The sequence below is a fragment of the Pseudothauera rhizosphaerae genome (assembly GCF_004801305.1).
GTDB lineage: Bacteria > Pseudomonadota > Gammaproteobacteria > Burkholderiales > Rhodocyclaceae > Pseudothauera > Pseudothauera rhizosphaerae.
Genome location: NZ_SSOD01000009.1, coordinates 109,159 through 131,861, shown reverse-complemented (window position 1 = coordinate 131,861; position 22,703 = coordinate 109,159). Strand labels below are relative to the sequence as shown.

Sequence of the window (22,703 nt, the reverse complement as noted above, 5' to 3'; positions counted from 1 at the left end):
GCAGAGCGTGTAATGGCATCAAGGATGGACGCTAGCCCGCCGCGCACACCCCACAGCCGGGATCGCGCACCAGACCAACGCTGCGCCACTCCATGCCCAGTCCGTCGAGCAGCAGCAGCCGGCCGTCGAGCGTGTGGCCGCAACCGACGATGAGCTTCAGCGCCTCGGCCGCCTGGGTGGTGCCGACCATGCCGACCACCGGCGCGAACACGCCCATCACCGCGCAGCGCACCTCCTCCACTTCCAGCCCCTCGGGGAACAGGCAGTTGTAGCAGGGCCCATCGCCACGGCGCCGGTCGAACACCGCCACCTGGCCGTCGAAGCGGATCGCCGCGCCGGAGACCAGCGGCCGGCGGTGGCGCACGCAGGCGCGGTTGACGGCGTGCCGGGTGGCGAAGTTGTCCGAACAGTCGAGCACCACGTCGGCCGCGGCCACCTGCTCGTCGAGCGCCGCGCCTTCCAGCCGGGCCGCCAGCGCCTCGACGCGCACCTGCGGGTTGAGGCGGTGCAGCGTTTCCCGCCCCGATTCGACCTTGGACCGCCCCACGCCGGCTTCGCTGTGCAGGATCTGGCGCTGCAGATTGGTCAGATCCACCGTGTCGCCGTCGGCCAGCACCAGCGTGCCGACGCCGGCCGCGGCCAGGTACATGGCCGCCGGCGAACCGAGCCCGCCGGCGCCGATCACCAGCACGCGGGCGCCCAGGATGGCCTCCTGCCCCTCGACGCCGATTTCCGGCAACAGGATGTGGCGGCTGTAGCGCAGGAGCTGGTCGTCGTTCATGGCGGGGGTTGGACGCGGCGCCGCAGCGGCCGCTCCCTTCACTTGTATTCGCGCAGCTCCGGCGGCGCGTCGTCGTGGTCGCCGTGCTGGTGGTGATTCCAGGCCTGGATGTAGACCTCGTTCGACTGCTTGATCAGGCGCTCGGGCGACGCGAGGTTGTGGCGCTGGGTTTCCTCACAGAAATACACCAGCGCCCGCACCAGCTTCATGTACAGCGTGTTGTCGAGCTCGAAGCCGGCCTCGTGCAGGGCATCCTCGATGGTCTCCAGCGAGTAATCGAGCACCGAGTAGCGCACCGTGAGCGCCAACGGGTTGGCGCGCCGCTCGACCTGCAGCCCCTTGAGCAGGCACAGCGAACGGAAGGCCGCCTCCACCTGGCCCGGCGGCAGGGCCTTGAAGCGCAGTTCGCGCTCCTTGCGGATGCCCGCGCCGACGACCGGATGGTCGTGCTGCCGGCCGGCCAGCTTGTAGGCGGTTTCCCGACGCATCGATCGCCCTCCCCCGCGGCTCAGACCCTATTTTTTGTTCTGGACGATCTGCAGGCCCTTCAGCAGGCTGATCGCCTGGGTGAGCTGGTAGTCGTCCTTGCCGCCCATCTCGAAACGCGGCGGCACCTCTTCCTGCCCGGCGGGACCGTTTTCGGCCGGCGTCTGCGCGGGCACCTCCGGCACACGGTCGTTCTCCAGATGCCCCTGCAGGTCGGCCTCGCGGACGCGGCGCGAGGAACCGTTGGCGGTCTCCTCGACGATGATGTCCGGCTCGATGCCCTTGGCCTGGATGGAACGCCCGCTCGGCGTGTAGTAGCGCGCCGTGGTGAGCTTGATCGCGGTGTTGGCGTTGAGCGGCAGGATGGTCTGCACCGAGCCCTTGCCGAAGGTCTGCGTGCCCATCACCACCGCGCGCTTGTGATCCTGCAGGGCCCCGGCGACGATCTCGGACGCGGAGGCGGAACCGGCATTGACCAGCACCACCATGGGCACGTCGCGGATTTCGGCGGGCAAGGTGCGCAGGAAGTCGTCGCGCCGGCCGCGCAGGTAGTCTTCCGGCACCACGCGGTATTCGCGCTTGGCATCCTCGGTGCGCCCGTCGGTGGATACCACCAGGGTGTTGGCCGGCAGGAAGGCTCCCGCCACCCCCACCGCGCCGTGCAGCAGGCCGCCCGGATCGTTGCGCAGGTCGAGCACCAGGCCCTTGAGCGGGCCTTCCTTGGCCAGCTTGTCCAGGTGTTCGACCAGGTTGGAGGCGGTGCTCTCCTGGAACTGGGCCACGCGCACGTAGCCGTAGCCCGGCTCGACGACGCTGGAGCGCACGCTGCGCACCTTGATCACCTCGCGGGTCAGCGTGAGCACGATGGGCGCGGTCTCGCCCTTGCGCATGATGGTGAGCGTGATGCGGGTGTTGGGCTTGCCGCGCATGCGCTTGACCGCGTCGTTGAGCGTCATGCCCTTGACCGGGGTGTCGTCGAGCTTGACGATCAGGTCGCCCGCCTGCACGCCGGCGCGGAAGGCCGGGGTGTCCTCGATCGGCGAGATGACCTTGACGAAACCGTCTTCCATGCCGACCTCGATGCCCAGCCCGCCGAACTCGCCCTGGGTGCCCACCTGCAGTTCCTTGAAGGCCTCGGCGTCGAGATAGGCCGAATGCGGATCAAGGCCCGACAGCATGCCGCTGATCGCATGGGTGATCAGCTTCTTGTCTTCCACCGGCTCGACGTAGCCCTGCTTGATGGCGTTGAACACGTCGGCGAAGGCGCGCAACTCCTCCACTGGCAGCGGCGCCGGCGCGACCCTGTCGGCATTGGCGGAAAAGTTGAGGCTGATCAGCACGCCGGCGAACACGCCGGTCAGGATGAGTCCGAAATTCTGAAGCTTGCTACGCATGTAAACTCCCGCGGCGAACCCGCCGTCGTTAACCTTTCACCTCAGTCGAGCCTGACCCACTGCAGGGGGTCCACCGGCCTGCCTTCATGGCGGATTTCGAAGTATAAACCCGTTTCCGCACCGCCCCCGCTGGTGCCCACGCTGGCGATGGGATCGCCGCCGGCCACCGGATCGCCCACGACCTTCAGCAACGCGTCATTGTTGCCATAGACGGTGAGGTAGCCGCGCCCGTGGTCGATGATGATCAGGTTGCCGAAACCCCTCAGCCAGTCCGAATACACCACCTCGCCCGCGGCCACCGCCCGCACGTCCGCACCGCCGGCGGCGCGGATGAACACGCCGCGCCACGTCGTGCCGCCTTCCGCCCTTGGAGCGCCGAAGCGTCCAACCAGTTCGCCGCGCACGGGAAAACGCAGTTTGCCGCGCAGTTTGTCGAAAGCCACGTTGCCCGCCGACGGCCCCGCGGCCTGGTTGACCCGGCCCACCACCGGCTCGGCGGAACGCCCCGGCGTGGCCACCGCCCCCGAGGACGAACGCTGCTGTGCCGCCGCCCGCGCCGCAGCCTGCTCGCGCGCACGCTCCTGCGCCCTGGCGGCCCGCGCCAGGGCCTCGACCAGGCGTCCCAGGCGCTGCTCGTCCTGGCGCAGCGTGGCGACCTCCTTGCGTTGCCCCTGCAGTTGCGCGGCCAGTTCGGCCACCGCGCGCTTGCGCGTCTCCTGCATGGCCTGCAGTTCGGTGCGGCGTTCCTGCTGTTCGGTCTCCAGCGCGGCGAGGCGGTCGCGGCGGGCGCTCTCGGCCGCGGCAAGCTCGGCCTTCTCGCGCAGATCGCCGCGCAGCTCGTCGATCAGTGCCAGCCGCGCACGGCCCAGGTGTTCCAGATAGTGCGCATCGCGCGCGATCTGGTTGGGATCGCGCGCGGAAAGAAAGGGCGCCACGCCGTCGGCGCCGCCGTACATGTAGTGCCGCCGCAGCCAGTCGGCCAGCTCGGTCTGGCGTGCCGCGATGCGCGCCTCGACTTCGGTCCGTTCGCGCTCCAGGCGGGCCAGCGCGCGCTCCGCTTCGACACGCTCGCCGGCGAGTTGGCGCAGCCGGCGCTGCAGCCGCGACACCGAGCGCTCGGCTTCCACCAGCGCGGCCGTGGCCCCGCTGTGGGACTGCTCGGTGGCGGCGATCTCCTTCTGCAGCTCGCGGATGCGCTGCTTGACCTCGTCCAGGTCGGCGCGCCGCTGTTCGGCCTCGGCCGTGGGGTCCGCCAGCACGCCACCGGCCGGCAGCAGCCCCAGCAAGAGCGCGGCGCAGGCCGCGCGCAGCATATGGCCGGAGGTCGGCATGCGGTGCGCCCGGCGGCGGTTCAGCCCTTGGCCTTGCCCTGGCTGGCGACCGCGGCCTGCGCGGCACGGATGGTGTCCTCGTCGGCCAGGTAGTAGCTCTTGAGCGGACGCAGATCGGCATCCAGCTCATAGACCAGCGGCTGGGCGGTGGGGATGTTGAGGCCGACGATGTCGCTGTCGGAAATCTTGTCCAGATACTTGATCAGCGCGCGCAGGCTGTTGCCGTGAGCGGCGATCAGCAGCCGGCGGCCGGACAGGATCTGCGGCACGATGACGGTTTCCCAGTACGGCACCACGCGCGCCACGGTGTCCTTCAGGCATTCGGTGCGCGGGAATTGCGCCCGCGGCAGCGAAGCGTAGCGGGGGTCGTTCCAGTTCAAGCGCGGGTCGTCGTCACCCAGCGGGGACGGCGGGGTATCGTAGGAACGGCGCCAGACCAGCACCTGGTCGTCGCCGTACTTGGCCGCAGTCTCGGCCTTGTTGAGGCCCTGCAGCGCGCCGTAGTGGCGCTCGTTGAGGCGCCAGGAATGTTCCACCGGCAGCCACAACGCATCGAGTTCCTCGAGCACGATGTTGAGCGTCTTGTTCGCCCGCTTGAGCACGGAGGTGAACGCCACGTCGAACGCATAGCCTTCGCGTTTGAGCAACTGGCCGGCGGCGTGCGCCTCCTCGACGCCCTTCTCGGTGAGGTCCACGTCGGTCCAGCCGGTGAAGCGGTTTTCCTTGTTCCAGGTGGACTCGCCATGGCGAAGCAGAACGATCTTGTACATGTGCGTTCGAAATCCGGAGAAAATGGGTTGGCGGGAACGGAGCGGACGACGGCATGCAGTACCGAACGGTCACGCAAGAATCCGGCGCATTATTTTATACTAGGTCCTTTCGCTCTCCGCGGACCATCGTGAACAAAGACGCAATCTTCACGCTCATCGACAGGCACGAGCACATCGAGACCGCCGCCCGGGCGCTGAAGGCCATCGCCCATCCGCTGCGCCTGAAGATCCTGTGCGTGCTCGGCGACACCGAGGTGTGCGTGCAGGACATCGTCGATGCGGTGGGTACCTCGCAGAGCAACATCTCCCAGCATCTCGCCATCCTGCGGGACAAGGGCGTGCTGCAGACCCGCAAGGACGCCAACCGGGTGTACTACCGCGTCGGCGACCAGCGCACCCTGCAGCTCATCGGGCTGATGCGCGAGGTGTTCTGCAGCGACAAGCCGGGCGCCTGAGCCGCGGGCAGGACGCCGCATCCCCGCCGGGCCGGCCGGCTCTATTCACCACGCCTCTCACCAACCTTCAACGGAGCAACATGCAAGTGGAATTCCTGCAGCAAAACTGGCACTGGGCCGCGCTGGCCGTGGCCTCCGGAAGCTGGCTGCTGATCGAGACGATCCGGACCAAGGCCGACAAGTCGCTGCTGTCGCCGATCCAGGCCACCCTGCTGATCAACCGCGAGGACGCGGTGGTGGTGGACGTGCGCGACGAGGGCGAATACGCCCGCGGCCACATCCCCAACGCCCGCCACATCCCGCTCGGCGACCTGGAGCGCCGCAAGGGCGAACTGGACAAACTGCGCGACCTCCCGCTGATCCTGTGCTGCGCCAGCGGCGCGCGCTCGGCCGGCGCCGTGTCGACGCTCAGGAAGGCCGGCTTCGAAAAGCTCTACAACCTGCGCGGCGGCATCTACGAGTGGGAAAAGGCCGGGCAGCCGCTCGACCGCGGCCGCGGCAAGGAAAAGGGGAAGAAGAAGTGAGCGGCACCCCCAGGAACATCCGCATGTATGCCACCGGCGTGTGCCCGTATTGCGTGCGCGCCGAGGCGCTGCTCAAGCGCAAGGGCGTGGCCGACATCGAAAAGATCCGCATCGACCTCGACCCGGAACGCCGCGACGAGATGATGCAGCTCACCGGACGCCGCACGGTTCCGCAGATCTTCATTGGCGATTACCATGTCGGCGGCTACGACGAACTCTACGCGCTCGACCGCGAAGGCAAGCTGGACCCGCTGCTGCAGGCCTCCGCCTGAAGGCCCTGCGCCCCTTTCCCGAACCCACACCGGACCACGTTCATGACCGACAACGCCCAACCCGTATTCAGCATCGAGAAGCTCTACGTCAAGGATCTCTCGGTGGAAGTGCCCAATGCTCCGCGCGTCTTCCTCGAACGCGAAAACCCGCAGATCAACGTGCAGCTCCGCACCGAGGGCAACGGCATCGATGAGGGCATCTTCGACGTCACCCTCACCGTCACCGTGACCGCCACGCTGGGCGAGGACAAGACCGTGTTCCTGGTGGAAGTCCAGCAGGCCGGCATCTTCCAGATCCGCAACATCCCCGAGGGCGAGCTGGAGCCGGTGCTGATGATCGGCTGCCCCAACATCCTCTTCCCCTATGCCCGCGAGGCCGTGTCCGACGCCGTGACCCGCGCCGGCTTCCAGCCGGTGATGCTGGCCCCGGTCAATTTCGAAGCGCTCTACCAGGCCCAGCGCCAGCAGAGCGCCGAAGGCGCGGCCGCCACCGAAGTCCCGATCCAGTAAGGCCATGTTCAGGCAAGCCCCCCGCCTTCTCCTCAGCGCAGCCCTGGCCCTGGCGGCCGGCGCCGCCCACGCCATCGACTACCGCTCGGTGGGCGAGCCGGCCATCCTGTTCGACTCCCCCTCCGCCCAGGGCAAGCGCCTGTTCATCGTCGCCACCGGCACGCCGGTGGAAGTGGTGGTGGTGCTCGACAAGTGGGTCAAGGTGCGCGACGCCGGCGGCGGCGCGCTGGCCTGGATCGAGGCGCGCCAGCTCGCCGACAAGCGCACGCTGCTGGTCAGCGCCGAACGCGCCACCGCCCGCCGCAGCCCGGACGAGAACAGCCCGCCCGCCTTCGAAGTGGTGAAGGACGTGGTGCTCGACTTCGCGGGCGCGGCCGGCAACGGCTGGGTGAACGTGCGCCACCGCGACGGCGCCAGCGGCTACCTGCGCGTCACCGAGGTCTGGGGACTGTAGCCGGATGCGGATCGCCGTCCTGGGTGCAGGCGCGTGGGGCACGGCGCTCGCGCTGGCCTTCCACGGCCCACACCAGGTTGCATTGTGGGCGCGCAACCCCGAACACGTCGCGGCGATGCGCCGCGAACGGGAGAACCGCCGCTACCTGCCGGGCATCGCCCTGCCCGAAGACCTGGGGCTCCCGGACTCGCTGGCCGAAGTCGCCGCCGGCGCCGACCTGCACCTGGTGGCCACCCCCCTGTCCGGCCTGCGCGCCGCCGTGCGCGAACTGCAGCGCCTGCAGCCCGGCACCCCGCTGGTATGGGCCTGCAAGGGCCTGGAAGCGGGCAGCGGACGCCTGCCCCATGAGATCGTCGCCGAGGAACTCGGCGCGGATGCGCCCTGCGGCGTGCTCACCGGCCCGAGCTTCGCCGCCGAAGTGGCGCGCGGCCAGCCCACCGCGATCACGCTGGCCTCCCACGACGCCGGTTTCATCGAACGCTGGCTGCCCATCCTGCACCGGCCGCTGCTGCGCGTGTATGCCAACAACGACCTGGTCGGCGCCGAGATCGGCGGCGCGATCAAGAACGTCATGGCGATCGCCGCCGGCGTCTCGGACGGCATGGGCTTCGGCCTCAACGCCCGCGCCGCGCTGATCACCCGCGGCCTGGCCGAGATCGCCCGCCTCGCGGTCGCCCTCGGCGGCCGGCCGGAGACCCTGATGGGCCTGGCCGGCATGGGCGACCTGATCCTCACCTGTACCGGCGACCTCTCCCGCAACCGCCGCGTCGGCCTGGCGCTGGCGCAGGGCAAGACCCTGGACGACATCCTGCGCGAACTCGGCCACGTGGCCGAAGGCGTATCCACCACCCGCGAGGTGGTCGCGCTGGCCGCCCGCCACGGCGTGGAAATGCCCCTGTGCGAAGCGGTGGACGCCCTGCTCCACCACGGCCTGTCCGCCACCGACGCAGTAGACCGGCTGCTCGCCCGCGATCCCAAGCACGAGTAAGGACGGCTACGGTTCCGCCGCCCCGGCGAAATCCTGCTGCCGCCAGGCTTCGTACACCGCCAGCGCCACCACGTTGGACAGGTTGATGCTGCGGTTGGCAGGCCGCATGGGAACGCACAGGCGCTGCGCTTCCGGCAGCGTCGCGAGAACCTCATCCGGCAGGCCGCTGGTCTCGCGGCCGAACAGGAACACGTCCCCCGCCCGGTAATCCACCTCGTCGTAGCGCCGCCGCGCACGCGTGCTGAAGGCGAAGATGCGCCGCCCGGCGAGCGCGTCCAGGCAGGCCGCCCAGTCCTCGTGCACGGTCACGTGGGCGAGATCGTGGTAGTCCAGCCCGGCGCGCGCCAGCGTGCGGTCGGTGATCTCGAAGCCCAGCGGCTTCACCAGATGCAGGCGGGCGCCGCAGTTGGCCGACAGGCGGATCACGTTGCCGGTGTTGGGCGGAATCTCGGGCTGGAAGAGGACGATGTCGAACATGGGATGGCAGGGCACAGGCCCGGCCGGTCACGGCGTCCGGGCGACGATCAGGTTCTCCACCCGCACCGCACCCCCGGCCTTCAGGGTGCGCGCGAGTTCGTTCAGGCTGGCGCCGGTGGTCATCACGTCGTCCACCACGACCACATGCAGCCCGGTGAGCGGGCGCGCACAGCGGAAGGCATTGCGCAGGTTGGCGATGCGTGCCTTGCGATCCAGCCCGGCCTGGGCCGGCACCTCGCGTTCGCGCCGCACCGTCGCCAGTTCCAGCGGCAGACCCCAGGCCGCGGCCAGCGGGCGGGCGATCTCCGCCGCCTGGTTGAAACCGCGCTCCCTAAGCCGGTGTGCATGCAGCGGCATGGGCAGCAGCAGGTCGGCGCCCTCGGGCGGCGGCAGTTCCAGCAGGCGGTCGGCGAAGAAACGCGCCAGCGCCAAGCGGTGATGATACTTGAGCGCCTGCACCATGCGGTCCACCGGAAAGGCGTAGGCGAACAGGGCGCGGGTGGTGTCGAAGGCCGGCGGCTCGCGCAGGCAGCGGCCGCACACCGCGCCGCCCGGCGACGGCAGCGCGCATACCGGGCAGGCCGCCTCCTGGGGCTGCAGCGGCAGTTCGGCGCGGCAGGCCGCGCAGACCGCCTCGCCGCCGGAGCCGGCGCCGCACACGAAGCACTCCTGCGGCAGCAGCAGATCGGCCACGTGATTGAGCAGGCGTTGCAGGGCGATCGTATTTGACAAGGTTTCCGCCGATGTCCGAACATGCGCGACTACCGCATTACAGCCCGGAATCCGTTTCATGACAATGACTTCTGACGCAGGCGTCGTAGAACGCCCCCTGCAGGCCCACGTCCCCGACAGTGCCCCCGCCCGCCAGCCGTGGCAGGTGGCCGAAGTGATGGCCCTGTTCGAACTGCCTTTCATGGATCTGCTGTACCGCGCCCAGCAGGTGCATCGCCTGCATTTCGACCCCAACGCCATCCAGCGCTCCACCCTGCTGTCCATCAAGACCGGCGGCTGTTCCGAGGACTGCGGCTACTGTTCCCAGGCCGCGCGCTACGACACCGGCCTGGAGCGCGAGCGCCTGATGCCCCTCGACGAGGTGCTGGAGAACGCCCGCGCCGCCAAGGCGAAGGGCGCCTCGCGCTTCTGCATGGGCGCGGCCTGGCGCGGCCCCAAGGACAAGGACCTGGAGCCGGTGCTGGAGATGGTGAGGGAGGTCAAGAAGCTCGGCCTGCAGACCTGCGTGACGCTGGGAATGCTGAAAGAGGGCCAGGCCGAGAAGCTCGCCGACGCCGGGCTGGACTACTACAACCACAACCTGGACACTGCCCCCGAGTTCTACGGCCAGGTCATCACCACCCACAGCCAGCAGGACCGCTTCGACACCCTGGACCAGGTGCGCGGTGCCGGCATCAACGTGTGCAGCGGCGGCATCGTCGGCATGGGCGAGACGCGGCGCGCGCGCGCCGCGCTGATCGCCCAGCTCGCCAACATGGAAACCCCGCCCGAATCGGTGCCCATCAACAACCTGGTGCCCATCCCCGGCACCCCGCTGGGCGACGCCGAACCGCTCGACCCCTTCGAGTTCGTACGCACCATCGCCGCCGCCCGCATCACCATGCCCGCCAGCTACGTGCGCCTGTCAGCCGGCCGCCAGCAGATGAGCGACGAGATGCAGGCCCTGTGCTTCATGGCCGGCGCCAATTCCATGTTCTACGGCGAGCGCCTGCTGACCACCGGCCTCCCGGATGCGGACGGCGACGACCGGCTGTTCCAGCGGCTCGGCCTGAAGTCCGTCTGAGCGCTCGTCCGACCCGTATCGTGGCGGCCCCGCAGGATTTCGCGCTCGACCGCGCGCTGGTGCGCCGGCGCTTCGGCGCGGCCGCCGCGCGCCCTGCCGGCGCGGACGTGCTGGCGCGGGAACTGGCGCGCCGCATGGACGAACGGCTGGACTACATCCGCTTCACCCCGCGCCGCATCCTCGACCTGGGCTGCGGCGCGGGCGAGGATCTCGCCCTGCTCGCCAAGCGCTATCCGCAGGCCGAGCGCATCGGCGCCGACTTCGCCCTGCCCATGCTGGCCGAAGCCCGCCGCCGGGAACGGGCGCAGCACGGCCTGCTCGGCCGGCTCCTGGGCCGCGCGCCCGCTATGCCCCTCGTCGGTGCGGACGCCACTGCCCTGCCCCTGGCGAGCCGGAGCGTTTCCATGGTGTGGTCCAACCTGATGCTGAACTGGCTCACCGACCCGCTGCCGGCCCTGAAGGAGATGCACCGCGTGCTGGAAGTGGGCGGCATGGTGATGTTCTCCACGCTGGGGCCGGACACCCTGCAAGAGCTGCGCGCCGCGCTGCCGGATGCGGCCGGCGAGCGCGTGCACCGCTTCATCGACATGCACGACATCGGCGACGCCCTGGTGCAGGCCGGCTTCTCCGATCCGGTGATGGACATGGAGATGCTGACCCTGACCTACGCCGATTTCGACGCCCTGCTCGCCGACCTGCGCCTGACAGGCTGCGCCAACGCCGCCGCCAGCCGGCCACGAGGCCTCTCCGGCCGCCGGGGCTGGACGCAGGCGCGGGAGCGCTACGAGACACTGCGCCGCGACGGCCGCCTGCCGGCCACCTTCGAGGTGATCCAGGGCCACGCCTGGAAAGCCGAGCCGAAAACCACCGAGGACGGCCGCGCCATCGTGCGTTTCCAGCCCCGCGCGGGCAAGGCGGGCTGAAGCATGTCCCAGGCGCCGGTGTGGCTGTTCGACCTGGACAACACGCTGCACGACGCCAGTCCGCACATCTTCCCTCACATCAACCGCAGCATGACCGCCTATCTGGAGCGGCATCTGGGGCTGACCGCCGAGGAGGCGAACGCGCTGCGCGTGGCCTACTGGCAGCGCTACGGGGCCACGCTGACCGGGCTGATCCGCCACCACGGCACCGATCCGCACCACTTCCTCGTGGAAACCCACCGCTTCGAGCGCCTGCACGAGTTGATGGTGTTCGACCGCGCCTTGGGCGGCCTGCTGCGCCGCCTGCCCGGCCCCAAGATCGTGTTCTCCAACGGCCCCCAGCGCTACGCGGAGACCATCCTGCAGCTCATGGGCGTGCGCCGCCACTTCACCGACGTGTTCGGCATCGAGCGCATGAAGCTGCACCCCAAGCCCTCCATCCGCGCCTACCGCGAGTTGCTGCGCGCCCACCGCCTGAATCCGGCGCGCTGCATCCTGGTGGAGGATTCGGCCGCCAACCTGCGCACCGCACGCCGCCTGGGCATGCGCACGGTGTGGGTCAGCCGCGCCCTGCGCAGCCCGGCCTACGTGGACCTGAAGATCGCCTCGGTGCTGGACCTGCGCCGCGGGCTGGGGAATCTGCTGCAGCGCTGAGACCTCAGCCCGGCGCGGGGCCGAAGCGTTCGGCGTAGATCGCCGCCACCCAGTCCACGAAGGCCCGTACCCGGGGCGCCAGATGCCGGTGGCGGGGATACAGCACCGACACCGGCAGGCGCGGACCCGGCCAGTCGGCCAGCACCTCGACCAGTTGCCCGGAACACAGGTAGGCCTCGACGCGGAAGCGCGGCACCTGGATCAGGCCACAGCCCTGCAAGGCGCAGGTGGTGTAGGCCTCGGCATCGCTCACCGCGATGCGGCTGGGCGGCCTGTACTCCGCCGTCCGGCCGTCGATCAGGAAGCGGAAGGGGTACTGGATGTCCTGCTCGCGGGCGAAAAAGCCGACCGCCTCGTGCCGCGCCAGATCGTCCGGATGCCGCGGAATGCCGCAGCGCGCCAGATAGTCCGGGCTGGCGCACACCACCTCCGGCAGGGCGGCGATGCGCCGCGCCACCAGCGAGGAATCCCGCGGCACGCCGGCGCGCACCACGCAATCCACCCCTTCGCGCACCAGGTCCACCAGGCGGTCGCCGGTGCTGATGCGCAGTTCGATGCGCGGGTAGCGCGCGCGGAACTCCGCAATGCGCGGCAGGATGACCCGGTTGGCATGGACGCCGTGCAGGTCCAGGCGCAGGACGCCCTGCGGATTGGCCGCCGCCGGCTGGAGCGCCGCCTCGGCCTCCTCCAGGTCGTTCAGGATGACGGCGCAGCGTTCGTAGAAACTCTGGCCGTCCACCGTCGGCCGCACCTGGCGGGTGGTGCGCTCCAGCAGGCGCACGCCCAGCCGGTCTTCCAGTTCCTTGATCGCGTAGGTGGCGGTGGCGCGCGGCAGGCCGAGCGCGGCGGCGGCCCTGGTGAAGCTGCCCAGTTCGACGATGCGGGTGAACAGGCGCAGGGAATCGAAGCGGTCCATGGGTGTTGATTGTTGGCCAAAATTGGACATTCATGCCAATTCTGGCCGATTTATTGACCCATGAACAATCAGCACAATACCCCGCAAGGCGCAGGGCGCACCGGCGTCCCGCCCACCGGAGTCCGATCATGTCCACGCATCCCCCTGTCGCCATCGTCACCGGCGCCTCCCGCGGCATCGGCCAGGCCATTGCCCTGCGCCTGGCCCGTGACGGCCATGCGGTGGCGGTCAATTACGCCGGCCACCGCACCGGCGCCGACGAAACGGTCGCCGCCATCACCGCCGCCGGTGGCCACGCCATCGCCGTGCCCGCCGACGTCTCCCAAGCGGACGAGGTGGCCGGCCTGTTCGCCGCCGCCCGCCGCGCCTTCGGCCGCATCGACGTGGTGGTCAACAGTGCCGGCATCATGTCCCTCGCCCCGCTCGCCGCGGGCGATCTCGCCGGCTTCGACCGCATCGTGGCGGTGAACCTGCGCGGCGCTTTCCTGGTACTGAGCCATGCCGCGCGGGAAGTGGCGGACGGCGGGCGCATCGTGGCGCTGTCCTCCAGCGTGATCGCCAAGGCCTTCCCCGGCTACGGCGCCTACATTGCCGCCAAGGCCGGCGTCGAAGGGCTGGTCCGGGTACTCGCCAACGAGCTGCGCGGGCGCGGCATCACCGTCAATGCGATCGCGCCGGGGCCGGTGGCCACCGAGCTTTTCCTCACCGGCAAGAGCGAACAGCAGATCACCCAGGCGGTACAGGCCACCCCGCTGGAACGCCTCGGCACGCCGGAGGACATCGCCGCCGCGGTGGCCTTCCTCGCCGGGCCGGACGGCGGCTGGATCAACGCGCAGGTATTGCGCGCCAACGGCGGCTTCGCCTGAGTCCCGGGCACCTTAGCGCGCCGGCAGGGCCAGGCGCATGCAGCAAGCGCCGTCGCCATAACAGGCCGGCAGTGGCCGCGGATCGGCGACGAAGCCCAGGCGCTGCCAGAAGCCGCGCGCGTCGGCCAGCGCCACCAGCATGATCTCCCGCGCTTCCTGCTCCGCCGCCCAGGCCCGCACCTTGCGGAACAGCGCCTGCGCCAGCCCGCTGCCGCGCGCCTGGGGGCACACAGCCATGTCGTGCAGGAAGACGGCCGCAGCGCCGGCCGCCGGCAGTTCGTCCAGCGGTACGTGCAGTTGCGGCGGCTGCACGCCGCACCACGGGTGGGCGATCACGTAGCCCGCCGCCCGCCCACCGCGCTCGCCCAGCCAGCAGCCCCCTGGCGCGAGCGCCAGGCGCGAGGCGAACACCTCGGCACGTTCGTGGTATTCCGCCGGGTAGGCGCACGCCTGCAGGCGCAGCACTTCCGCCAGGTTGGCGGCCCGCAGCGGGCGCAACAGCACGCCGCCCGGCACCTCGCCGGGCGTGTGCAGGAGACTCGGACTCATGCGCCGCGCTTGAGACAGTGCGCGGCGTCCAGGGCGAAATAGGTCAGGATGCCGTCGGCCCCGGCGCGCTTGAAGGCCAGCAGGCTCTCCAGCATGCAGGCTTCCTCCACCAGCCAGCCGTTGGCCGCGGCGGCCTTCAGCATGGCGTACTCGCCGCTCACCTGGTAGACGTAGGTAGGCACCTGCAGCTCGGTCTTCACCCGGCGCACGATGTCCAGGTAGGGCATGCCGGGCTTGACCATGACCATGTCCGCCCCTTCGGCGATGTCCAGCGCCACCTCCCGGATGGCCTCGTCCGAGTTGGCCGGGTCCATCTGGTAGGTGTACTTGTTGCCCTTGCCGAGGTTGGCAGCACTGCCCACGGCGCTGCGGAAGGGGCCGTAGAAGCTGCTGGCGTACTTGGCGCTGTAGGCGAGGATGCGGGTGTGGATGAAGCCCGCGCTTTCCAGGGCGGTGCGGATGGTGCCGATGCGGCCGTCCATCATGTCGCTGGGGGAGACCACGTCAGCGCCGGCGGCCGCATGAGACAGGGACTGCCGAACCAGGGCCTCCACCGTCTCGTCGTTGACGATGTAGCCGCTCTCGTCGATCAGGCCGTCCTGGCCGTGGGTAGTGTAGGGGTCCAGGGCCACGTCGGTCATGACGCCCAGTTCCGGGAAGCGCGCCTTCAGGGCGCGGATCGCCCGCTGCACGATGCCGTCCTCCCGCCAGGCGGCGGCGCCATCCGTGGTCTTGGCCGCCGGGTCGGGCACGCCGAACAGATCCAGCGCCGGCACGCCCAGTTCCAGGGCCTGTTCGGCCACCTTCAGCAACTCGTCGATGGAGAGGCGTTCCACACCCGGCATGGACGCCACCGGTTCGCGGCCCGCCTTCTCGTGCACGAACACCGGATAGATCAGGTCGTCGGAGGTCAGCACGTTCTCGCGCATCAGGCGGCGGGAAAAATCGTCGCGGCGCATCCGCCGCATGCGGGTGACGGGAAAGGCTCCGGTGGGTCGCATGGTTGCTCTAACTCTCAACAAATACGGTTATCAGGGATACATCCGGTAACGAAATGGAGGTGGAACTTCGCAGGGGAGGCTCCATCTTAGCAAGCAGATGGTGCTGAGCCGTCTCCCGCTTCACCTCCCTGAGCGGGTGCCTTGATCCTTTCAAGGCATTTTTCCACCCCCGGCATTTCTCCCCTTTGGCCGGGGGTTTTATTTTTCCGCCGCCACCGGCATGTCCAGGCCGAGCCAACCGGCCACCACGGCCTCGCACTCCTCCACCCCGGTCTTCTTGAGGCTGGAAAATAGCTGCACCGTGACCCGCCCGCCCAGTTCGGCGAGCGCCTTGCGCACGGCGAAGAGCGATTTGTTGGCCTCGTTGCGCGACAGCTTGTCGCTCTTGGTCAACAGGACGTGGATGGGTTTGCCGGTGGGCGCGAACCAGCCGATCATGGCGTGGTCCAGCGTGGTCAGCGGATGGCGCGCGTCCATGATCAGCACCAGGCCGATCAGGCTTTCGCGCCTCCTCAGATAGTCCTCCAGCAGCCCCGCCCACTGGCGGCGCACCTTTTCCGGCACCTGGGCATAGCCGTAGCCGGGCAGATCGACGAGTGCGGCGCCGCAGTTGAGGCGGAAGAAGTTGATCAACTGGGTGCGCCCGGGCGTCTTCGACACGTAGGCCAGGCGGGTATGCCCCGCCAGCGTGTTGATCGCGCTCGACTTGCCGGCGTTGGAACGCCCGGCGAAGGCGATCTCCGCACCCTGGGCCGGTGGCAGCGCCGCGCTCTGGGCGACGGATATCTCGAATGTTGCGTTGCGAAAGAGGGACATGGGAATAGAAAGGAATACGGGCAGGCGGGCGGCGCAGCGCGCGGGAAACCCACATTGCGTCGCGCAAGACCGGCTTCCTGTATTAGAATACCGCGTTTGAAACATCCACTCACGGCTTTCCGAGGACACTATGACCAAGCGTTCCCTGCTGCTCGCGCTGCTGATGGCCGGAGGTTGCCTCCAGGTCCAGGCGCAGGCTCCCGATCTTGCCAAGGCGAAACAGATCGCCGAAACCGTCTGCGTGGCCTGTCACGCGGCGGATGGCAACAGCCAGCTTTCGGCCAACCCGAAGATCGCCGGGCAGATCCCGCAGTATCTCGAGAAGCAGTTGCACGAATTCAAGGCAGGCGTGCGCCAGGATCCGGTCATGAGCGCCATGGCGGCCATCGTGGAAGATGCGGACGTGCCCGCCGTTGCCCAGTATTTCGCCAGCCAGACCCTGCAGCCGGAACCCACCAAGAACCTGGAAACCGTCGAGCTGGGCCAGAAGATCTGGCGTGCCGGCATCGCCGACAAGGGCGTACCCGCCTGTGCCGCGTGCCATGGTCCCGCCGGAGCCGGCCTGCCGGCGCAGTATCCGCGCCTGTCCGGCCAGTTCGCCGAATACACCGCGCTGCAGTTGCAGAAGTTCCGCGACGGCGGCCGCGACAACGATCCCAACCAGATGATGCGCACCATCGCGCTGAAGCTGACCGACGCTGAAATGCGCGCCGTGGCCGACTACGCGGCCGGCCTGCGCTGACGCGGGACGATTCGTCCGCGCAGCGATGAGAAGGGGCGGCCCGACCGCCCCTTTTTCTTTCGCCGGACCCGAACCTGCCGCCTGAGGATCAGGATGCAACGCAGCACTTCCAAGGGGCTGTTCGAGCTCTTCAGCTCGATGCGCTTCGCCATCAGCCTGCTCACCGTGCTGGCGATCGCCTCGGTGATCGGCACGGTGGTCAAGCAGAACGAACCGTTCAACGCCTATCTCAACCAGTTCGGCCCGTTCTGGTTCCCCATTTTCGAGAAGCTCGGCCTCTACGCGGTCTACAACGCCGGCTGGTTCCTCGTCATCCTGGCCTTCCTGGTCCTGTCCACCGGCCTGTGCATCGCCCGCCAGACCGCACCCATGCTGCGGGAGATGCGCGGCTTCCGCGAACACGCGCGGGAAGTGTCGCTGCGCCAGTTCGCCCACCAGGCCGAACTGCCGGGCGGACTGCCGCTGGGCGAACAACAGGCACGCGTGGCCGCCTACCTGGCGCAGCAGGGCTTCAAGGCACGCAGCGACCAGCGCGAGGACGGCGTGCTGCTCGCCGCCAAGCAGGGCAGCGCGAGCCGGGCCGGCTACTTCCTCGCCCACGGCGCCATCGTGCTGATCTGCCTCGGCGGCCTGCTCGACGGCAACCTGCCGCTGAAGGTGCAGATGTGGCTGGGCGGCAAGCAGACGACCGGCGGCAACCAGCTCATCGCCGACATCCCCGAATCCGCGCGCCTGGGTGAGGACAACCGGAGCTACCGCGGCAATGTGTTCATCCCGGAAGGCCGCGCCGCCAACGTGGCGGTGGTCAGCCTGGACGACGGCATCCTGATCCAGGAACTGCCCTTCACCATCTCCCTGAAGAAGTTCCACATCGACCACTACGAAAACGGCATGCCCAAGCGCTTCGCCAGCGACATCATCGTCACCGATGACGCCACCGGCGAGTCCTTCGAGCACACCATCGAGGTCAATCGCCCGCTCGAATACCGCGGCGTGACGATGTACCAGTCCAGCTTCGACGACGGCGGCTCCCTGCTGAAGATCGCCGGACGCAACCTGGCCGCCGGCTCCCAGGCGCCGGTGCTGGAGATCGAAGGCCGGGTGGGCGAGACGCTGCAACTGAATCACCCGCGCTTCAACTACGCGCTGGAACTGACTGGCTTCACCCCCTTCAACGTGGAAGACATGGGCGAAGGCGCCAGGGCCGCCGAAGGCGCGGAAGGATTCACCCGCCACCTGGGCAGCGGCGCGCGGGCCACGGACGATGGCCGCGAGCTGCGCAACATCGGCCCCAGCTTCACCTTCAAGCTGCGGGACGAGGCCGGCCAGGCGCGGGAATTCAAGAACTACATGCTGCCCATCGAACAGGGCGGACGCTGGTATCTCTACACCGGCACGCGCGCGACCCAGGCCGAGGCGTTCCGCTTCCTGCGCCTGCCGGTGGATGACGACGGCAGCATCGATACTTGGTTCGCCCTCCGCGACATCGTCTTCGACCCGGCCCGGCGCGACGAACTCGCGCGCCGTTTTGCGCACACGAGCTTCGGCGACGGCGAGGACACGGCCGAACTGCGCAAACGCCTGATCGAGACCGCGGTGAACACCTTGATGCTGTTCGGTGAAAAGGGCTACGAGAGCATCGGCACCTTCATCGAGAAGGGCGTGCCCCAGGCCGAGCGCGAGCGCGCCGCCGACGTGTTCGTCAAGATCCTGCAGGGTCTGGTGTGGGAAGCCTGGCAGATGACGCGAGAGCAGACAGGCCAGGCGCCGCTGGCCATCGACGAGCCCCGCGCCGCCTACCTGCGCGACGCCATCGCCGCCCTGTCCGACAGCCTGTTCTACGAGGCGCCGCTGTTCATGCAGCTCACCGGCTACGAGCAGGTGCAGGCGTCGGTGCTGCAGGTCACGCGCTCTCCCGGCAAGCCGCTGGTGTACATCGGCTCGCTGCTGCTGGTGTTGGGCGTCTTCGCCATGCTCTACATCCGCGAACGGCGCCTGTTCGTGCTGCTCAAGCACGACGGCAACGGACTGGTAACCCTGTCGTCCAACCGCAAGGCCATCGACGTGGACGAAACCTTCGAACGCCACGCCGCCGCCCTGCGCGGCCTGCTCGATCCGGCCGCCCCCGCCCCGGAAGCCACCCCACGAGGACAGTGATGGAACTCGCCCACCCCGCCCGCAGCCCCTCCGGCGTGCTGCGCAACCGCGACCTCTTCGACTGGCTGTACGCCCTCGCCCTGGTGGCGGGCGCCGGCCTCGCGCTGGTGCGCTACGGCGCGTTCATGGACATCTACGACGACCTGATCCTGCTCCTGCACGTGCCGGTGCTGATCGCCATCGGCTGGTACTGGAAGCCCTTCCGCAGCTTCCTCGCCGCGGTGGCCGGGCTGTCGCTCGCCAGCATCTGGCTCTACCAGGGCGATCTGGCGCGCGCCGAGCAAGTGTTCTTCCTCAAGTACCTGATCTCCAGCCAGACCGCCATCATGTGGATGAGCGCCCTCTACTTCATGGCCACCGGCGCCTACTGGCTGGGCCTGCTGGCGCGCTCGGAATTCGGCGAGAAGACCGGCTCCACACTGGTCTGGATCGGCACCGCGATGGGCACCGCGGGTCTCTTCGCGCGCTGGTACGAGTCCTACCTGGTGGGGCCGGAGATCGGCCATATCCCCATCAGCAACCTGTACGAGGTCTTCGTCCTCTTCAGCCTCATCACCGCCCTGCTCTACCTCTACTACGAGCTGCGCTACGGCACTCGCCGCATGGGCGCCTTCGTCATGGTGGTGATCTCCGCCGCGGTGGCCTTCCTGCTGTGGTACGCGTTCTCCCGCGGCGCCCACGAGATCCAGCCGCTGATCCCGGCGCTGCAGTCCTACTGGATGAAGGTGCACGTGCCCACCAACTTCATCGGCTACGGCGCCTTCGCCCTGTCGGCCATGGTGGGCGTGGCCTACCTGCTGGTGGAGCGCGGCATCCTCGCCAGCCGCCTGCCCGCGCCGCGGGTGCTGGAAGACGTGATGTACAAGGCCATCGCCATCGGCTTCGCCTTCTTCACCATCGCCACCATCCTCGGCGCCCTGTGGGCGGCGGAAGCCTGGGGCACCTACTGGCAGTGGGACCCGAAGGAGACCTGGGCGCTGATCGTGTGGCTGAACTACGCGGCCTGGCTGCACATGCGGCTCACCAAGGGACTGCGCGGAACCATGCTGGCCTGGTGGGCGGTGGTGGGCCTGCTGGTCACCACCTTCGCCTTCCTGGGCGTCAACATGTTCCTCTCCGGCCTGCACTCCTACGGCAATCTCTGATCGCCGGCGGGCGGCGCGCCGAAGCGCGCCAGTTCCGCCTCGCTGAATCCGGCCGCGCGCCGCGCCTCCACGTGCAGGGGCGGCCGCGGCCGGGGCGCGTCGAAGGCCTCGATCAGTTCCACGTAGGTCGCCTCCGGCTCCAGCCCGCGCCCGGCGCACAGGACGCGGAACCAGCGGTCGCCGAGGGCCACGTGGCCGATCTCGTCGCGCAGGATGATCTCCAGCACCGCCACGCTGTCCCGGTCTCCGATGGCCTTCAGCTTCGCCATGATGGGCGGCGTGGCGTCCAGTCCGCGCGCCTCCAGCACCCGCGGCACCAGGGCCATGCGTGCCAGCGGGTCGCCGGCAGTCTTGCAGGCCATCTCCCACAGCCCGTTGTGGGCCGGGAAGTCGCCGTAGTCGAAGCCCAGCGCGCGGAGACGGCCGCGCACCAGGCCGAAGTGGTGCGCCTCCTCGGCCGCCACCGCCAGCCAGCCATCGTGGAACTCGGCCGGCAGCGCGCGGAAGCGGTACACGCAATCCAGCGCCAGGTTGATGGCGTTGAACTCGATGTGGGCGATGGCGTGCAGCAGCGCGGCATGCCCCTCCCGCGTGCCCGCGCGGCGCATTGGCACCGCCTGCGGCGCCACCAGTTCGGGGCGCGGCGGACGGCCGGGCTCGGTCACCGGCGCGGGGTCGTCGGCGCCCGCCACCACCGCCAGCCGGCCTGCCCGCCGGTCGGCCAGCAGCGCGTCCGTGGCGCGGCATTTGCCGTCCGGATCGGGGAGCATCAGCGCCGCCAGCGCGGCATCGTGTAGGGACTGAATCTGCATGGCGCGCGAGTCTATAACAGCGGCGCAGAACGCCGGGATTTTGGTTGATAATGCACTCGCTCGCGAACCCCAGGACGAGGCAGGATTTTCCCCATGACCCAGGACGAACTGAAGAAGGCCGCCGCGCTGGCGGCGCTGGACTACGTGCCGGAAGGCGCGGTGATCGGCGTCGGCACCGGCTCCACCGTCAACCACTTCATCGACGGGCTGGCCGGCATCAGGTCGCGCATCGCCGGCGCGGTGTCCAGCTCCGAGGCGAGCAGCGCGCGCCTGCGCGCCTACGGCATTCCGCTGGTCGAACTCACCAATGTGGACGAGTTGCCGGTGTATGTGGATGGCGCCGACGAGATCGACGGCGGCTTCGCGATGATCAAGGGCGGCGGCGGCGCGCTGACGCGGGAGAAGATCGTTGCCGCGGTGTCGCGGCGCTTCGTGTGCATCTGCGACGCGAGCAAGAAGGTCGCCACGCTGGGGTGCTTCCCGCTGCCGGTGGAGGTGATCCCGATGGCGGCGCGCCACGTCTCCCGCGAACTCGCCGCGCTGGGCGGCAAGCCGGTGCTGCGGGAAGGCTTCACGACCGACAACGGCAACCTGATCCTCGACGTGCACGGCCTGGCGATCACCGATCCGCGCGGCTTCGAGACACGGGTGAACCAGATCGTCGGCGTGGTCACCAACGGCCTGTTCGCCCACCGCGGCGCGGACGTGCTGCTGCTCGCCGCCCCCGGCGGCGTGGAGCGCTTCGAACGCGGCTGAAACAAATCCTTAACGCACCGGTGCTAGCCTGCAGCGGTTCAGGAAACTCCCATGCCCAAAATGACCGAACACATCTACAAGCAGTTCGACGCCGACCTCGAAGCCATCCGCAGCGGAGTACTGCAGATGGGCGGGCTGGTGGAAAGCCAGGTGGCCAACGCCATCACCGGGCTGAAGAACGCGGACAAGGCGCTGATCGAGAAGGTCATCGCGGGCGACCACCGCATCAACCTGCTCGAAGTCGAGATCGACGAGGCCTGCAGCCAGTTGATCGCCAAGCGCCAGCCGGCCGCCAGCGACCTGCGCTCGGTGATCGGCGCCATGAAGACGGTCACCGACCTGGAGCGCATCGGCGACGAAGCCAAGAAGATCGCCAAGGCTGCACGCCGCCTGCATTCGGGCGACCTGCCGTATACGCCCAAGGTGGATGTGAGCCACGCGGCCACGATCGCCCAGGAGATGCTGCGCAAGGCGCTGGACAGTTTCGCCCGCAGCGACGTGACCCTGGCGCCGGAGATCGCGCACAAGGACGACGAGGTGGACACCGCCTTCGAAGGGATCACCCGCCAGCTCATCACCTACATGATGGAAGACCCGCGCACCATCTCCAACAGCCTGGAAACCCTGTTCATCGCCAAATCCATCGAGCGCATCGGCGACCACGCGGTGAACATCTCCGAGTACGTGATCTACATGGCGCACGGGCGCGACGTGCGCTACGCGGGCACCGCGGCCGTCGAGCAGGAAGCCGCCAAGGAAAGGACGCGCGGCTGAAAGCCGGCCCAGCGGCCCGCATGCGAAAAAGGGATGGCAGTGTGCCATCCCTTTTCGTTTCTGCGCGGCCGGTTGCCGGTATCAGGCCGCGGGCGGCACGTAGCCGCCGACCTGGTCGGCGCCGCCGCCGAAGAAGTGCTTCTCCATCTGCTCGGCCAGGTACTTGCGCGCCCTGGGGTCCATCAGGTTGAGGCGGTTCTCGTTGATCAGCATGGTCTGGTACTTGACCCACTGCTGCCAGGCCTCCTTGGAGACGCTTTCATAAATGCGCTTGCCGAGCTCTCCGGGAATCGGCGGCAGCTCCAGCCCTTCCGCCTCGCGGCCGAGCTTGATGCAGTTGACCATCCGGGCCATC

At 69.0% G+C, this 22,703-nt stretch carries 28 protein-coding genes; 15 read left to right on the top strand and 13 right to left on the bottom strand.

The window, feature by feature from the left end; genetic code table 11:
* Positions 1-31 precede the first annotated feature (31 nt).
* From E6O51_RS13080 to gpmA, 5 genes are read right to left on the bottom strand one after another with little or no spacing between them, the layout of a single operon-like run.
* Positions 32-781, bottom strand: coding sequence for a HesA/MoeB/ThiF family protein (locus tag E6O51_RS13080; RefSeq protein WP_136385432.1), 750 nt, complete (start codon positions 779-781; stop codon positions 32-34).
* Between the two features lie 38 nt (positions 782-819).
* On the bottom strand, positions 820-1,269 hold the full coding sequence (locus E6O51_RS13075) for a hypothetical protein (protein ID WP_136385431.1): 450 nt from the start codon (positions 1,267-1,269) through the stop codon (positions 820-822).
* A gap of 27 nt (positions 1,270-1,296) precedes the next feature.
* Complete coding sequence (locus E6O51_RS13070; RefSeq protein ID WP_136385430.1) at positions 1,297-2,661, bottom strand: S41 family peptidase; 1,365 nt, start codon at positions 2,659-2,661, stop codon at positions 1,297-1,299.
* Between the two features lie 41 nt (positions 2,662-2,702).
* Positions 2,703-3,992, bottom strand: coding sequence for a murein hydrolase activator EnvC family protein (locus tag E6O51_RS13065; RefSeq protein ID WP_136385429.1), 1,290 nt, complete (start codon positions 3,990-3,992; stop codon positions 2,703-2,705).
* 20 nt (positions 3,993-4,012) lie between these two features.
* Positions 4,013-4,762: a 2,3-diphosphoglycerate-dependent phosphoglycerate mutase gene (gene gpmA, locus E6O51_RS13060; protein ID WP_136385428.1), complete on the bottom strand. Its 750-nt coding sequence runs from the start codon at positions 4,760-4,762 to the stop codon at positions 4,013-4,015.
* Between the two features lie 128 nt (positions 4,763-4,890).
* Here gpmA and E6O51_RS13055 point away from each other — a divergent pair, with 128 nt between their 5' ends.
* From E6O51_RS13055 to E6O51_RS13030, 6 genes are all read left to right on the top strand, one after another.
* Entirely contained in the window at positions 4,891-5,217 is a 327-nt protein-coding gene (locus tag E6O51_RS13055) for an ArsR/SmtB family transcription factor (protein ID WP_136385427.1), read from the top strand.
* 86 nt (positions 5,218-5,303) lie between these two features.
* Complete coding sequence (locus tag E6O51_RS13050) at positions 5,304-5,741, top strand: rhodanese-like domain-containing protein (protein WP_136385469.1); 438 nt, start codon at positions 5,304-5,306, stop codon at positions 5,739-5,741.
* A gap of 23 nt (positions 5,742-5,764) precedes the next feature.
* Positions 5,765-6,013: a glutaredoxin 3 gene (gene grxC / locus E6O51_RS13045; RefSeq protein ID WP_136385468.1), complete on the top strand. Its 249-nt coding sequence runs from the start codon at positions 5,765-5,767 to the stop codon at positions 6,011-6,013.
* Between the two features lie 42 nt (positions 6,014-6,055).
* Positions 6,056-6,523: a protein-export chaperone SecB gene (gene secB, locus E6O51_RS13040; protein ID WP_136385426.1), complete on the top strand. Its 468-nt coding sequence runs from the start codon at positions 6,056-6,058 to the stop codon at positions 6,521-6,523.
* 4 nt (positions 6,524-6,527) lie between these two features.
* The gene (locus E6O51_RS13035; protein ID WP_136385425.1) at positions 6,528-6,977 is read left to right on the top strand and encodes an SH3 domain-containing protein; all 450 of its coding nucleotides are present in this window, start codon (positions 6,528-6,530) and stop codon (positions 6,975-6,977) included.
* Positions 6,978-6,981: 4 nt separating this feature from the next.
* On the top strand, positions 6,982-7,965 hold the full coding sequence (locus E6O51_RS13030; RefSeq protein ID WP_136385424.1) for an NAD(P)H-dependent glycerol-3-phosphate dehydrogenase: 984 nt from the start codon (positions 6,982-6,984) through the stop codon (positions 7,963-7,965).
* A gap of 6 nt (positions 7,966-7,971) precedes the next feature.
* On the opposite strand, the gene E6O51_RS13025 is transcribed toward E6O51_RS13030, so the two are convergent.
* Both E6O51_RS13025 and E6O51_RS13020 read right to left on the bottom strand, forming a co-directional pair.
* Positions 7,972-8,442, bottom strand: coding sequence for a tRNA (cytidine(34)-2'-O)-methyltransferase (locus E6O51_RS13025; protein WP_136385423.1), 471 nt, complete (start codon positions 8,440-8,442; stop codon positions 7,972-7,974).
* 27 nt (positions 8,443-8,469) lie between these two features.
* A complete protein-coding gene (locus E6O51_RS13020; RefSeq protein ID WP_230976787.1) occupies positions 8,470-9,174 on the bottom strand; it encodes a ComF family protein in 705 nt (234 codons plus the stop codon).
* 64 nt (positions 9,175-9,238) lie between these two features.
* Here E6O51_RS13020 and bioB point away from each other — a divergent pair, with 64 nt between their 5' ends.
* From bioB to E6O51_RS13005, 3 genes are read left to right on the top strand one after another with little or no spacing between them, the layout of a single operon-like run.
* A complete protein-coding gene (gene bioB / locus E6O51_RS13015; RefSeq protein WP_136385467.1) occupies positions 9,239-10,237 on the top strand; it encodes a biotin synthase BioB in 999 nt (332 codons plus the stop codon).
* A gap of 20 nt (positions 10,238-10,257) precedes the next feature.
* Entirely contained in the window at positions 10,258-11,160 is a 903-nt protein-coding gene (locus E6O51_RS13010) for a methyltransferase domain-containing protein (protein ID WP_136385421.1), read from the top strand.
* Between the two features lie 3 nt (positions 11,161-11,163).
* Positions 11,164-11,814 (top strand): pyrimidine 5'-nucleotidase, encoded by a 651-nt coding sequence (locus E6O51_RS13005; protein WP_136385420.1) that lies wholly within the window; start codon positions 11,164-11,166, stop codon positions 11,812-11,814.
* A gap of 4 nt (positions 11,815-11,818) precedes the next feature.
* Here E6O51_RS13005 and E6O51_RS13000 read toward each other — a convergent pair whose 3' ends face one another.
* Positions 11,819-12,730 carry a LysR family transcriptional regulator gene (locus E6O51_RS13000; protein ID WP_136385419.1) on the bottom strand — a complete coding sequence of 304 codons (912 nt, stop codon included), beginning with the start codon at positions 12,728-12,730 and terminating at the stop codon, positions 11,819-11,821.
* Between the two features lie 128 nt (positions 12,731-12,858).
* Between E6O51_RS13000 and E6O51_RS12995 the strand changes: the two genes are divergently transcribed.
* The gene (locus tag E6O51_RS12995) at positions 12,859-13,596 is read left to right on the top strand and encodes an SDR family oxidoreductase (RefSeq protein ID WP_136385418.1); all 738 of its coding nucleotides are present in this window, start codon (positions 12,859-12,861) and stop codon (positions 13,594-13,596) included.
* A 12-nt stretch (positions 13,597-13,608) separates the two neighbouring features.
* On the opposite strand, the gene E6O51_RS12990 is transcribed toward E6O51_RS12995, so the two are convergent.
* From E6O51_RS12990 to yihA, 3 genes are all read right to left on the bottom strand, one after another.
* On the bottom strand, positions 13,609-14,145 hold the full coding sequence (locus tag E6O51_RS12990; protein ID WP_136385417.1) for a GNAT family N-acetyltransferase: 537 nt from the start codon (positions 14,143-14,145) through the stop codon (positions 13,609-13,611).
* Positions 14,142-15,146 carry a porphobilinogen synthase gene (hemB, locus tag E6O51_RS12985; protein ID WP_136385416.1) on the bottom strand — a complete coding sequence of 335 codons (1,005 nt, stop codon included), beginning with the start codon at positions 15,144-15,146 and terminating at the stop codon, positions 14,142-14,144. Before hemB ends, E6O51_RS12990 begins: the two co-directional genes overlap by 4 nt.
* 198 nt (positions 15,147-15,344) lie before the next feature.
* A complete protein-coding gene (gene yihA, locus E6O51_RS12980; RefSeq protein WP_136385415.1) occupies positions 15,345-15,962 on the bottom strand; it encodes a ribosome biogenesis GTP-binding protein YihA/YsxC in 618 nt (205 codons plus the stop codon).
* Between the two features lie 130 nt (positions 15,963-16,092).
* Here yihA and E6O51_RS12975 point away from each other — a divergent pair, with 130 nt between their 5' ends.
* From E6O51_RS12975 to ccsB, 3 genes are all read left to right on the top strand, one after another.
* Positions 16,093-16,704: a c-type cytochrome gene (locus tag E6O51_RS12975; protein WP_136385414.1), complete on the top strand. Its 612-nt coding sequence runs from the start codon at positions 16,093-16,095 to the stop codon at positions 16,702-16,704.
* 93 nt (positions 16,705-16,797) lie between these two features.
* A complete protein-coding gene (locus tag E6O51_RS12970; RefSeq protein WP_136385413.1) occupies positions 16,798-18,861 on the top strand; it encodes a cytochrome c biogenesis protein ResB in 2,064 nt (687 codons plus the stop codon).
* Positions 18,861-20,006: a c-type cytochrome biogenesis protein CcsB gene (gene ccsB / locus E6O51_RS12965; protein ID WP_136385412.1), complete on the top strand. Its 1,146-nt coding sequence runs from the start codon at positions 18,861-18,863 to the stop codon at positions 20,004-20,006. The genes E6O51_RS12970 and ccsB overlap by 1 nt, the downstream gene beginning before the upstream one ends.
* On the opposite strand, the gene E6O51_RS12960 is transcribed toward ccsB, so the two are convergent.
* On the bottom strand, positions 19,991-20,818 hold the full coding sequence (locus E6O51_RS12960; protein ID WP_136385411.1) for a ferritin-like domain-containing protein: 828 nt from the start codon (positions 20,816-20,818) through the stop codon (positions 19,991-19,993). The genes ccsB and E6O51_RS12960 overlap by 16 nt on opposite strands.
* A gap of 93 nt (positions 20,819-20,911) precedes the next feature.
* On the opposite strand from E6O51_RS12960, the gene rpiA reads away from it, so the two are divergent.
* Both rpiA and phoU read left to right on the top strand, forming a co-directional pair.
* Positions 20,912-21,574, top strand: coding sequence for a ribose-5-phosphate isomerase RpiA (gene rpiA, locus E6O51_RS12955; protein WP_136385410.1), 663 nt, complete (start codon positions 20,912-20,914; stop codon positions 21,572-21,574).
* A 60-nt stretch (positions 21,575-21,634) separates the two neighbouring features.
* A complete protein-coding gene (gene phoU / locus E6O51_RS12950) occupies positions 21,635-22,348 on the top strand; it encodes a phosphate signaling complex protein PhoU (RefSeq protein WP_136385466.1) in 714 nt (237 codons plus the stop codon).
* Positions 22,349-22,429: 81 nt separating this feature from the next.
* Here phoU and E6O51_RS12945 read toward each other — a convergent pair whose 3' ends face one another.
* Positions 22,430-22,702 carry an oxidative damage protection protein gene (locus tag E6O51_RS12945; RefSeq protein WP_136385409.1) on the bottom strand — a complete coding sequence of 91 codons (273 nt, stop codon included), beginning with the start codon at positions 22,700-22,702 and terminating at the stop codon, positions 22,430-22,432.
* Position 22,703: the final 1 nt, after the last annotated feature.

Coding starts and splice junctions, on each gene's coding strand:
- E6O51_RS12990 (WP_136385417.1), bottom strand. CDS start 14,145: ATGAGTCCGAGTCTCCTGCACACGCCCGGCGAGGTGCCGGGCGGCGTG.
- E6O51_RS12970 (WP_136385413.1), top strand. CDS start 16,798: ATGCAACGCAGCACTTCCAAGGGGCTGTTCGAGCTCTTCAGCTCGATG.
- E6O51_RS13035 (WP_136385425.1), top strand. CDS start 6,528: ATGTTCAGGCAAGCCCCCCGCCTTCTCCTCAGCGCAGCCCTGGCCCTG.
- rpiA (WP_136385410.1), top strand. CDS start 20,912: ATGACCCAGGACGAACTGAAGAAGGCCGCCGCGCTGGCGGCGCTGGAC.
- E6O51_RS13005 (WP_136385420.1), top strand. CDS start 11,164: ATGTCCCAGGCGCCGGTGTGGCTGTTCGACCTGGACAACACGCTGCAC.
- hemB (WP_136385416.1), bottom strand. CDS start 15,146: ATGCGACCCACCGGAGCCTTTCCCGTCACCCGCATGCGGCGGATGCGC.
- E6O51_RS12975 (WP_136385414.1), top strand. CDS start 16,093: ATGACCAAGCGTTCCCTGCTGCTCGCGCTGCTGATGGCCGGAGGTTGC.
- phoU (WP_136385466.1), top strand. CDS start 21,635: ATGACCGAACACATCTACAAGCAGTTCGACGCCGACCTCGAAGCCATC.
- secB (WP_136385426.1), top strand. CDS start 6,056: ATGACCGACAACGCCCAACCCGTATTCAGCATCGAGAAGCTCTACGTC.
- E6O51_RS12960 (WP_136385411.1), bottom strand. CDS start 20,818: ATGCAGATTCAGTCCCTACACGATGCCGCGCTGGCGGCGCTGATGCTC.
- E6O51_RS13000 (WP_136385419.1), bottom strand. CDS start 12,730: ATGGACCGCTTCGATTCCCTGCGCCTGTTCACCCGCATCGTCGAACTG.
- bioB (WP_136385467.1), top strand. CDS start 9,239: ATGACTTCTGACGCAGGCGTCGTAGAACGCCCCCTGCAGGCCCACGTC.
- E6O51_RS13030 (WP_136385424.1), top strand. CDS start 6,982: ATGCGGATCGCCGTCCTGGGTGCAGGCGCGTGGGGCACGGCGCTCGCG.
- E6O51_RS13070 (WP_136385430.1), bottom strand. CDS start 2,661: ATGCGTAGCAAGCTTCAGAATTTCGGACTCATCCTGACCGGCGTGTTC.
- ccsB (WP_136385412.1), top strand. CDS start 18,861: ATGGAACTCGCCCACCCCGCCCGCAGCCCCTCCGGCGTGCTGCGCAAC.
- E6O51_RS12945 (WP_136385409.1), bottom strand. CDS start 22,702: ATGGCCCGGATGGTCAACTGCATCAAGCTCGGCCGCGAGGCGGAAGGG.
- E6O51_RS13065 (WP_136385429.1), bottom strand. CDS start 3,992: ATGCCGACCTCCGGCCATATGCTGCGCGCGGCCTGCGCCGCGCTCTTG.
- E6O51_RS13025 (WP_136385423.1), bottom strand. CDS start 8,442: ATGTTCGACATCGTCCTCTTCCAGCCCGAGATTCCGCCCAACACCGGC.
- E6O51_RS13075 (WP_136385431.1), bottom strand. CDS start 1,269: ATGCGTCGGGAAACCGCCTACAAGCTGGCCGGCCGGCAGCACGACCAT.
- E6O51_RS12995 (WP_136385418.1), top strand. CDS start 12,859: ATGTCCACGCATCCCCCTGTCGCCATCGTCACCGGCGCCTCCCGCGGC.
- yihA (WP_136385415.1), bottom strand. CDS start 15,962: ATGTCCCTCTTTCGCAACGCAACATTCGAGATATCCGTCGCCCAGAGC.
- grxC (WP_136385468.1), top strand. CDS start 5,765: ATGTATGCCACCGGCGTGTGCCCGTATTGCGTGCGCGCCGAGGCGCTG.
- gpmA (WP_136385428.1), bottom strand. CDS start 4,762: ATGTACAAGATCGTTCTGCTTCGCCATGGCGAGTCCACCTGGAACAAG.
- E6O51_RS13080 (WP_136385432.1), bottom strand. CDS start 781: ATGAACGACGACCAGCTCCTGCGCTACAGCCGCCACATCCTGTTGCCG.